Source organism: Anaerolineae bacterium (assembly GCA_014360855.1).
GTDB lineage: Bacteria > Chloroflexota > Anaerolineae > JACIWP01 > JACIWP01 > JACIWP01.
In genome coordinates this window covers 1-10,405 of record JACIWP010000103.1, presented here as the reverse complement: position 1 = coordinate 10,405, position 10,405 = coordinate 1, and the positions used below count along the sequence as shown (strand labels likewise).

The window sequence follows — 10,405 nt, the reverse complement described above, 5'->3', positions numbered from 1 at the left end:
CGCAACTGCCATCCATCTGCAGGCAGGCTTCCAGGTCTGCGCGCAGGGCATGGCGGATTTCGACGTTCAACGCGACCCTCCTGTGACAAACGCCTTGGCCCCAGAAACGCGGTTCGGCCCGCCGGCGGGACCATCATCTCGATTGTAGCATCAGCGCCGTCATTTGACAAGCAAAACACCTTCCCATAACGTGTGGAGGAAACAAACGGCTCCCCAGGCATGGTATATGCCTGGGGAGCCAGGAGGAGACGTACGAGAGAGGGGGTTTACTGCGCTGGCGTGCTGTTCCAGCGGCTCCCGTAGAGGTCGCAGACCCCATCGCCATCCGCATCCACGAAGCCGGCGCCGACTCCCATGCGGCCGCCCCCGCGGCCCTGCCGGCCAGCGGCGTTACCGCCGGCGGTACCGCCCACACATGGCCCTGCCAGTGTGCCCGACTCCAGCCGGGAAGTGATGTTCTGGCGCATGTTGTCCAGCATCAGGTCCGCCTGCTCCTGGGTAATGCGGCCGGCGGCCACGGCTTCGTCCAGACGCTCAGCCCGGATAGCCAGCACAGCGTTGACGAGCTGATCTGTAGAGATACCCTTCTCGCTGGCGATATCCAGCAGGCTCTTGCCCTCGCGCACCTGGGCGGCGATTTCCGTGGGAGAGACGCCCAGCAGGTCGGCCAGAGCGCTCACCAGACTGCCGTTGTTGCCGCCCCAGCGCATGGCGGCTCCGAAGCCGCCGCAGTAGCCGGCAGTGCCGGCTGTCTGCCCGGCCGGCCCCTGCGCCAGCGCCGCGCCGGCGCCCACCAGCAGGGCCAGCACCACCAGCACCACTGCTCCTAACACCATCCATTTCCGAGACATTGAAACACCTCCTGTTGTGATATTGCTGTTATTTGGAACAACCCCGTTCGGTTGTTCGGCTTTATTATGCTCGCGAGTTGTGAAAAAGATGTGAAGAGCGTGCGCAGGGATTATGGAGGAATATCATGCACCGCAGGAAGATGGGGCTGGTAACCGCAAAACCTGTCTGCGCCGGCCGGCCCTATGACGCCGGCGTACGCGCACTGAGGTTATCTGGCCACTGACATCCGGGGCATACGCGTGCTGACCAGAATCTCCCGTTGTGTTCTCATCGGACTGGAGGGCACCAACCATGGAGGTGGAAGTGGGCATCCATGGTGCGGATTTTTGTGTCACTTGCGCGAAGCGGCCGGCTCGTATACACTGTAATGGAATCCCTGAGAATCGGCGCCGGCCGGCGCAAGGATGTATGTTCAGCGATACCGATCGACTGCCAAAGGTTCTCAAACTGTATTTGGAGCTCAGCCAGTATCCCATCCTGGCGAGCCGCATCCGACAGCGGATGCGCGAGGAGATCTTCTCGCGCGGCATCATCTCGCGCGAGCAGTTCGAACGTGAGGTGAGGGAAAAGGCCATCCAGTCCCAGCGCCGCGAGGGATTGATGGACCCGGTCGTCGAGGAGCCCAGCGATGTCTGGGCCGAGCGCGTGTCGCGCGTCCGCGATACCCTGACCGACTTCTACTTCGCCTACAACCTGCCCCATGAGCTGTTCGAGCGCATCGTGCAGGAGGTGCTGGCCGACCGCGTCCCGCGCGAGGATATTATCCTTTCCTTCAACCCCGAGCTGGCGCCCTGGGACATGCTCTTTGCCCAGGCGGAGCAGTACGAGAGCTTCCCGCCGGAGAAGCGCGCCAAGGTACAGCACCACCTGAAGGAAATCATCGTCGTGCTCATCAAGAGCATGATCAGCGATCAGCTCGCTTTTGTCAGCCTGGCAAAGGAGTACTTCACCATCCAGGACCTGAAGGAGATCCGCCGGCGGCGCATCGGGCGCGGCAAGATCGGCGGTAAAGCCGCCGGCCTCCTGCTGGCCTGGAAGATCCTGCAGAGCGAGGCGGACAATGCCGGCTTCGACATCCGGCCGTACCTGGCCATGCCCGAGTCCTACTTCATCGGGGCGGATGTCTTCTACGATTTCCTGTCCATCAACCACCTCTACGATCTGCTCAACCAGAAGTACAAGACGCGGGAGCAGATCGAGGCCACTTACTCGCAGGTCAAGGAGCATTACGCCCGCGGCAAGTTCCCCGAGGACATTGTCGAGCAGATCGCGCTCCTGCTGGAGGAGCTGAACCACGCGCCCATCATCGTGCGCTCTTCCAGCCTGCTGGAGGACAACTTCCGCACCTCATTCGCCGGCAAATACGACAGCGTCTTCTGCCCCAATCAGGGCTCCCGCAAGGAGAACCTGGAAGCAGTGCTCTCCGCCATCCGCCACATCTACTCCTGCGTGGCGCGCCCTGAAGTGCTGGTCTACCGCCAGCGCATGGGCCTGATTGATTACGACGAGCGCATGGCCATCCTGCTCCAGAAGGTCGAAGGGGAACAACACGGCCGCTACTTCTACCCCACTCTGGCCGGCGTCGGCTTCAGCCGCAACCCCTTCCGCTGGAACCGCCGCATCCGCCGCGAGGACGGCTTCCTGCGCATCGTCTTCGGCATGGGCACCCGCGCTGTCGAACGCGTCGCCAACGACTACGCCCGCATGGTGGCGCTCAGCCATCCCGAGCTTCGGCCGGAAAGCAACGTCCGCGAGATCCGCTGGTATTCCCAGCGCTACGCGGATGTCATTGATCTGGAGGACAATACCTTCAAGACCCTGCCGGTGAGCGAGGTGCTGTCCGAGGATATCACGGGCATCGAACTGCTGGCATCGGTGGACCGTGGGGATTATTTCGAGCCGCTGACCGCCGGCGCCTTCGATAAAGATAAGCTGGTGCTGACTTTCGACGGCCTGCTGAAGAACCGCGATTTCGTCAACTTGATGAAGACGGTGCTGAAGCGGCTGGAAGCGGTGTACAACTTCCCCATTGACATCGAGTTCACCGTGGAGATCCGGCGCAGTTGGCCAAAGCCTGAGTTCTGCCTCCACCTCCTGCAGTGCCGGCCGCAGGCCTACGCCGCGGCACAGCGCTTCCCCCTGCCCACCGATGTGCCGGATGAGGACAAGATCTTCTCGGCCAACCGGCTGGTGCCCCACGGCCTGGTGCAGCGCATCCGCTACATCGTGTATGTGGACCCGGAGAAGTACGCTCAGATCACCGACCCGCATTACAAGACGGAGCTGGCGCGTCTGATCGGCCGGCTGAACAAGGCGCTGGAGGGCCAGCGCTTCATCCTCATGGGGCCGGGCCGCTGGGGCTCCTCCAACATTGACCTGGGCGTCAAAGTGAGCTATGCCGAGATTTACAACACGAGCATGCTCATCGAGATCGCCCATTCCCACGACGGACAGCCGGTGGAGGTCTCCTACGGCACGCACTTCTTCCAGGACCTGGTGGAGGCGCAGATTTACCCGCTCCCCCTCTACCCGGACGATCCGGACACCATCTTCCGCGAGGAATTTTTCACGCAGTCGCCCAACGTGCTGACCGAGATCCTGCCCGACGCCGGCAAGTTCGCCGAGGTCGTGCGGGTGATTGACGTGCCGGCAGTCGCCGACGGCCGACTGCTGGAAGTGGTGATGAACAGCGACGCCGACGAGGCCTTCGGTTATTTGCGCACCTACGAGGGGGAAGAAGAGGCCTGACGGCTGGCCGGCGCTTATCCTCCTCGGCGGCGGGCAGGAGGCGCCCTCTGCACACGCTTTGGTTTCTCCTGGGAGGATGGATCGCCGGCCTGTGGGTGGGTGAACAGGGCTGGCTGGCGCCGGCATGGTGGCTGGCCGGCGCGGCGGCCTGTGCCCTCCTGACGATCCTCCTGCGCCGGCGTTCCCCCCTGCGGCGCTGGCCCCTGTTCGTCCTGGCGCTCTGCCTGGGCGCCCTGCGCATGCTCCCCCTTCACCCGGCCCTTGATGAAAACAGCCTTTCGCGCTTCAACGACGCCGGCGAATTCGGGATACGCGGCGTCGTGGTCGAACCGCCGCGGCTTTCCGGCACCACCCAACGCCTGCATGTGCGCGCCGAGCACCTGGCCGGCTTGGGCCTGGACCAGGAGGTGCACGGGGATATTGAGGTCATCCTGCCGGCCCTGCCGGCCTATCGCTACGGCGATGAGCTTCTGCTGACCGGCCGGCTCAGCACCCCCGCGCGCTTGGGGACTTTTGACTATCGGGCCTATCTGGCGCGCCGCGGCATTTACTCCCTGATGCGCTATCCCCGCGTCCTGCTCCTGCGCTCTGACCAGGGCCATCCCCTGATGGCGGCGGTCTATTCCCTGAAGGACCGCCTGCGCGGCATCATCGAGCGCATCTGGCCGGCGCCGTACGCCGGCCTGCTCTCCGCCATGCTCCTGGGCGATGAGCGCGGCATCCCCGGCTGGCTGGAGGATGCCCTGCGCGCCTCCGGCACCTCCCACATCGTGGTCATCTCGGGGTGGAACATCACCCTGCTGGCCGCGCTGGTCACCGCACTGCTGACGCCGGCGCTGGGCCGGCGGCGCGCCATGGCCGCCGCGCTGGCGGCCGTGGCCGGCTACACCGTGCTGGTCGGCTTTGACCCGCCGGTGGTGCGGGCGGCTATCATGGGTGGCCTGACCCTCTTCGCCCTGCTGACCGGCCGGCGGTCCACCGCCCTGCGCGGCCTCTCCATCGCCGCCCTGCTCATGACCATCATCCAGCCCTATGTCCTCTGGCACCTGGGGTTCCAGCTCTCCTTTGCCGCCACGCTGGGGTTAATCACCCTGTATCCCCTGCTGTGGAAAGGCTGGCAGGCCCTGCGCGAGAAAGTGGGCTGGGCCGGCCGGCGCTCCCCGTTCCAGGCGTTGGAAGAGATCGTGCTGGTGACCCTGGCGGCGCAGGCCTGGACGCTCCCCATCCTGCTGTTTCAGACCGGCCAGCTTTCCCTGGCAACCCTGCCGGCCAATGTGCTGGTACTGCCGGCACAGCCGCCGCTGTTGGGCCTGGGAGCGCTGGCTGTGCTGGCCGGCGCGCTGTGGATGCCGCTGGGACAGGCCCTGGGCTGGCTGGCCTGGCCCTTCGCGGCCTATACCGTCTGGCTCGTCGAGAAGATGGCCGGCCTGCCCTGGGCGCAGGTCACCGTGCCGCCCTTCACGCCGGCCCTGCTCCTCCTGTACTATGCACTGCTGATAGGCCTGACCGTGTGGGGAGGACTGCCGGCGGAGCGGCGCCAGGAGCTGTGGCAGTACGGGCGCCGGCATCTGCCGGCCTATGCCGGCCTCTCCGCCCTGGGACTTGGCGCAGTGCTCGTATGGAGCGCGGTATTCAGCCTGCCGGACGGCTACCTGCATGTCTATTTCTTGGATGTGGGGCAGGGACATGCCAGCCTCATTGTCACGCCGGCCGGCCATCAGGTGCTGATTGACGGCGGGCCGGACGGCACGCTGACGCTCTCTCATCTGGGCCGGCATATGCCCTTCTGGGACCGAGAGCTGGACGCGGTCATCGCCACACACCCGGACTCCGACCATGTCAATGGTCTCTTTGCCGTGCTGGAGCATTATCGGGTGCGGGAAGTCCTGGGTGCCGGCTTCGTGGAAGGGGCGGACGTCACCCGCCGCTGGGTAGAAGCGGTCGAAAGGGCGGGCGCGGAAAGAGCGCCGGCGGTTGTTGGCGCCCAGCTTCGTCTGCCAGATGAGGGCCTCATGTTGGAGGTCCTGCATCCGCCGGCATCCTGCCCGGAGGTGCTGGCCGACAACGACTGCTCCGCCGTCGTGCGGCTGTCCTACGGCCGCCTGCGCATCCTCTTCATGGGAGATGTGGAGCGCCAGGGGGAGGAGCTCCTGCTGGACAGCGGCGCAGACCTGGGGGCGGCGGTGCTCCAGGTGGCCCATCACGGCTCTGCCGCCGGCACAACCGACCGGCTCCTGACCGCCGTGTCGCCGGCGGTGGCGGTCATTTCCGCCGGCGCCGGCAATTCCTTCGGTCATCCGGCTCAGGCCGTCCTGCGCCGGCTGGCGGCGCACGGGGCGGCTGTTTGGCGCACGGACCAGCAGGGGACGATCGAGGTCATCAGCGACGGCGAGCGTGTATGGGTGCGCGGCCGGCGGTGAGCCGGCGTTTTCCGGCGGGACTTGACAGCCTCCCCGAAATGTGGTATATTGAAAGTGGTCAGACCATAAGATCATGTTCCACTGGTCAGAGCGATTTCGACGCCATCGTCCAGCGTCTCCTCTGCGCGTCGGCATCGTGTTTTAGGTCTGGTGCCCCGTAGCCGGATAAGTGGGTCATCCCGCGAGCAGGAGGGTAAGGAGGTGATGCCGGCCTATGGTGGATTACCCCTTCACTGCGTAGCTGGCAGGTTGGGATTGGCCATCCCCGCTGTTGGCTGAACGTGTCGCTACTCCGAAGATGCCGTTCCGCTTGGACTCGCGAAAGGAGGACGGAGAATGCGAGGCAAATGGTTGTGGATTATCCCCGTTGTCGGCGTGGCACTGCTGGCCCTGAGCCTCTTCATCGCCGCATGTGCGCCGGCCACCCCACAAATCGTCGAGGTCACCAAAGAGGTGGTCGTCGAAAAAGAGGTGGTCAAGACGGTGGTGGTGGAGAAAGAGGTGCCCGTCCTCGTCACACCCACGCCGGAGGTGAAGAAGCCGGTGAAGATCGAACTCTGGGTGGACCCCCGCTTTGACCCGCAGACCGCGAAGGGCCATCCGGAGCTGAAGACAGCCCTGGATTACGAGAAGATGGTGGCGGACGATTACATCAAGGATAACCCCCATGTCTCGGTGGAAATCCAGGTGCTGGACTGGGCGGACCTGCCCAAGAAGGTGCCGGTGGCCATCGCCGGCGGCGTTCCGCCTGACATCCTGCGCGACTATCTTGGCCGCACCTCCACCTACGCCTATGAGGGTGTCACCGTCAACCTGGAGGAGGTCGTGCCGAAAGAGGAACTGGAAGACTTCATACCAGGCCTGTTGGAGCTGTACACCATCAACGGGCATCTGCACGGCCTGCCCATCTTCTACTGGGTGCAGAACATGATCGTCAATGCCGCGCCCTTTGAGAAGGCCGGCCTGCTGGACATGCTGCCCCTGGATGACCATGATTGGACCTTCGACGAGTTCTATGCCGCGGCCAAGGCTATCAAAGAGGCCAACGTGGGCGTCGAGTATCCGATGGTCATGCAGGTGGCCTCTGAGCAGGGCGACTATGCGGTGCATGCCTTCATCTGGGGCGCCGGCTCCAACACCTGGCGCGACGACTGCCAGGGGCTGGACCTGGACAACCCGCAGGCGCTGGCCGCCATGGAGTTCCTCAACAAGCTGTACAAGGAGGGCCTGATCAACCCCGACGTCACCACCGCCGGCTGGCAGGACGTGAACAACCTCTTCTATGCTGGCAAGGGCGTCTTCATGGGCGGCGGCATCTCGACGGTGAACGTCTCCATCCCGCAGGCCCAGAAAGAAGGCAAGGTGACGGGCCCCATGGATGCTCGCATGACCCTCTATCCGCATCTTGGGGACAAGCCGGCCGGCCTGCCGGTTGGCCCCACCGGCCTGGTCATGTTCCAGAAAGAAGGCCGCTCCGATTATGAACTGCAGGAGATCACCAAGTTCCTCATCCACCTGAGCAGTGAGAAGTGGCAGCGCGACTACTGCATCTCCAGCGGTCAGTTCCCCACCCGCTACTCGGTGGGCGCGCCGCTCGCCGGCGACCCGAACTACGAGCTCACGCTCGAGTGGATTAAGAAGTACGGCGTGGTCTCCATGGGCCTGAACTGCCCGCACTACGCTGAGGTGCGCACCGCCTTGCCGGCCTTCTTCCAGGCCATGTTCTTGGGCAAGATGACGCCGCAGGAAGCCATTGACGGCATGATGAAGGCCTCCAAGGACATCTTCGGCCAATAAGGGCCCACGCTCGACATGGTTCTGGGGGCGTACTCCGCCCCCAGAACCATCTCTGCAGATAGTACGGGAGGTGAGATGACCGTTTTGGCCGCTTATCCAGAGCGCCGGCGCACCTGGTGGCAGAAGATATGGGATGCGCGCGCCGCCTACCTGTTCATCCTGCCGGCGTATATCCCCTTCATTGTCTTCGTGTTGTACCCGCTCATAAACGGCCTGCGCCTGAGCTTTTACGAGGCCGGCGTGAACAAGGCCAAATGGCGCTTCATCGGCTTCGACAACTTCGTGCGCCTCTTTACCCGGGATGACGTCTTCATCATCGCACTGAAGAACACCTTCTTGTTCGTGCTCATCGTGGTGCCGGTAGTGGTGGTTATCTCCATCTTTCTGGCGGTGATCGTCTTTCCCCTGCCGCGCGCCGCGCAGTCCTTTGTCCGCATGTCCTTTTACATGCCCGTCGTCTCCGGCGGCGTGGTGCTGGCCATGGTCTGGATCTGGATCTTCAACCGCGATTTCGGCCTGCTGAACTACCTGCTGGAGCTAGCCGGATTCTACAAACTGCTGGGCATCCCCAAGATCGGCTGGCTGGCGCAAACGGAGACCGCCTTGCTCTCTCTGGCCATGGTGGTCATCAGTTGGAGCATCGGACAGCCGCTGATCCTGTTCCTGGCCGCGCTGGGGAACATCTCGGAAGAGCTGTACGACGCGGCCAAAATTGACGGCGCCAGCGGCTGGCAGATATTCTGGAAGATCACCCTGCCCCTCCTGCGGCCCACCACGCTGTTCGTGCTCGTGACCACTACCATTAATGTCTTCCAGGTGTTCGTGGTGGTGCTGTTGATGACCCTGGGCGGGCCGGCCAACGCCACGCAGACCATCGTCTACCGCATTTACGAAAACGCCTTTGTGTTCTACAAGTACGGCTACGGCGCGGCGATGGGCGTAGTGCTCCTCCTCATCGTCGGCTCTATCGCTTACTTCCAGTTCAAATTCCTGGGGCAGGAGGTGGAATACTGAGATGGCAGATTTCACCGTCTCCCAGGCCGAGGCCGAACGCCTGCAACTGCAGAAAGCTATCTGGAGCGCCCGCCTGACACGTCTCTTGTGGTGGCTGGCCGTGCTGGCGGTCTTTGTGGGTTCACTGCTCTCTCTCATGCCTATCTACTGGATGATCACCGGCTCGTTCAAGATCCAGCATGATGCCATCGCCTACCCGCCGGAGCTGTTCCCCGCCCATCCGACCCTGAAAAACTGGGAGAAACTGCTGGTCGGCATGCCGACCCTGCGTTGGCTGTTGAACTCGTTCATCGCCGCTTCGGGCGTGGCACTGCTGGGAGTGATCACAAGCACACTCGCCGGCTACGCCTTCGGCAAAAAGCGCTTCCCGGGACAGAACCTCTTGTTCTGGCTCCTGTTGTTGACCATGATGCTCCCGAAGCAGATCTCCCTCATCCCGCTGTTCATCATGATGCGCGACCTGAAGTGGTTCGACACCTACTTCGCGCTGATCATCCCGTATGCGGCCTACCCCTTCGGCATCTTCCTGGTCAAGCAGTTCATGCAGGGCATCCCGAACGACCTGCTGGATGCCGCCAAGATTGACGGCGCATCGGAGTTCGGTGTGTTCTGGCATGTGGTCCTGCCGCTGACCAAGCCGGCAGTGGGCGCGCTGGCCATCTTCGCCTTCATGTTCGGCTGGAACGACTACATCTGGCAGTTGGTGGTGACCAACAAGCAGACCATGCTCACCCTGCCGGTCGGGGTGTCCAAGCTGGTTGCCGGCTGGGCCACCATTGACATCGGCGTGGGAATGGCCGGCGCCACCCTGGCCTTCATCCCCATGCTGGCCATCTTCCTCCTGTTCCAGGACTACTTCGTCAAGGGCATCACTGTCGGCGCCGTCAAGGGATAGCGCGGGCCGCCATCCGCGCGGAACAGGCTCGACCCGCGCCGGCCGGCTTGACTTTTCGCCGGCCGGCCTTATAATGGCCGGTGTCAGCTCCGTACATATACAGGCAGAAGGACATCCGGCATGCATGGAAGAGGCTTTCGCGGTCCGTGGGGAGGCCCGTTCGCCGGCGGCATCCGTCCCCGACGCATCCGGCGCTTCATCGAGCCGGCGCTCCTGCTCCTCTTGCATCAAGGCCCCAATCACGGCTACGGCCTCGCGGAGGGCCTGCGCCGTCTCGGCCTGGGCGATTATCCGGCGGACCTGAGCGGCATTTACCGCATCCTGCGAGACCTGGAAGAGACGGGTATGGTGACGTCCCAGTGGGACACCGAGCACGCCGGCGGCCCGCCCCGCCGCGTCTACCGTATCACGCCGGCCGGCGAGGACTACCTGCGCTCGTGGGTGGAAGAACTGCGGGCCACAGAAGCGGTCCTGCGCCGCTTCCTGGACGCCTACGAAGCACATCTGGGAGAATCTACGGACCAGTAACCGTCATCTCGTCACCCGCTCTGCCGGGGCCAACTCCGCCTGGGAGCACACCGCATGCGCCAACTCTGGGCCCTGATGCTGTTCCTCCTGCTGGCAGGATGCATGAGCCTGCCCACTGCGGACCCAACGCCGGCTGTACCCACTGCCGTTG

At 63.8% G+C, this 10,405-nt stretch carries 8 protein-coding genes; 7 read left to right on the top strand and 1 reads right to left on the bottom strand.

The features are described from left to right. Positions 1-266: 266 nt before the first annotated feature. On the bottom strand, positions 267-851 hold the full coding sequence (locus tag H5T60_07245; protein MBC7242225.1) for a hypothetical protein: 585 nt from the start codon (positions 849-851) through the stop codon (positions 267-269). 409 nt (positions 852-1,260) lie between these two features. Between H5T60_07245 and H5T60_07240 the strand changes: the two genes are divergently transcribed. From H5T60_07240 to H5T60_07210, 7 genes are all read left to right on the top strand, one after another. Next, positions 1,261-3,600: a phosphoenolpyruvate synthase gene (locus H5T60_07240; protein MBC7242224.1), complete on the top strand. Its 2,340-nt coding sequence runs from the start codon at positions 1,261-1,263 to the stop codon at positions 3,598-3,600. A 95-nt stretch (positions 3,601-3,695) separates the two neighbouring features. Next, positions 3,696-6,020 carry a DNA internalization-related competence protein ComEC/Rec2 gene (locus H5T60_07235; protein MBC7242223.1) on the top strand — a complete coding sequence of 775 codons (2,325 nt, stop codon included), beginning with the start codon at positions 3,696-3,698 and terminating at the stop codon, positions 6,018-6,020. 336 nt (positions 6,021-6,356) lie between these two features. Next, positions 6,357-7,817 carry an extracellular solute-binding protein gene (locus tag H5T60_07230; protein ID MBC7242222.1) on the top strand — a complete coding sequence of 487 codons (1,461 nt, stop codon included), beginning with the start codon at positions 6,357-6,359 and terminating at the stop codon, positions 7,815-7,817. Positions 7,818-7,892: 75 nt separating this feature from the next. Continuing rightward, positions 7,893-8,831, top strand: a complete 939-nt coding sequence (locus tag H5T60_07225) for a sugar ABC transporter permease (protein MBC7242221.1) — start codon at positions 7,893-7,895, stop codon at positions 8,829-8,831. Position 8,832: 1 nt separating this feature from the next. After that, positions 8,833-9,726, top strand: coding sequence for a carbohydrate ABC transporter permease (locus H5T60_07220; protein ID MBC7242220.1), 894 nt, complete (start codon positions 8,833-8,835; stop codon positions 9,724-9,726). Between the two features lie 120 nt (positions 9,727-9,846). Then, a complete protein-coding gene (locus H5T60_07215; protein MBC7242219.1) occupies positions 9,847-10,254 on the top strand; it encodes a helix-turn-helix transcriptional regulator in 408 nt (135 codons plus the stop codon). A gap of 54 nt (positions 10,255-10,308) precedes the next feature. After that, positions 10,309-10,405, top strand: a 97-nt coding sequence (locus H5T60_07210) for a lipoprotein localization factor LolB (GenBank protein MBC7242218.1), incomplete at its 3' end; no start/stop codon positions are given.

Excerpts from the sequence above, each read along its gene's own strand:
- H5T60_07240 (MBC7242224.1), top strand. The coding sequence starts at position 1,261 with ATGTTCAGCGATACCGATCGACTGCCAAAGGTTCTCAAACTGTATTTG.
- H5T60_07230 (MBC7242222.1), top strand. The coding sequence starts at position 6,357 with ATGCGAGGCAAATGGTTGTGGATTATCCCCGTTGTCGGCGTGGCACTG.
- H5T60_07225 (MBC7242221.1), top strand. The coding sequence starts at position 7,893 with ATGACCGTTTTGGCCGCTTATCCAGAGCGCCGGCGCACCTGGTGGCAG.
- H5T60_07215 (MBC7242219.1), top strand. The coding sequence starts at position 9,847 with ATGCATGGAAGAGGCTTTCGCGGTCCGTGGGGAGGCCCGTTCGCCGGC.
- H5T60_07220 (MBC7242220.1), top strand. The coding sequence starts at position 8,833 with ATGGCAGATTTCACCGTCTCCCAGGCCGAGGCCGAACGCCTGCAACTG.
- H5T60_07245 (MBC7242225.1), bottom strand. The coding sequence starts at position 851 with ATGTCTCGGAAATGGATGGTGTTAGGAGCAGTGGTGCTGGTGGTGCTG.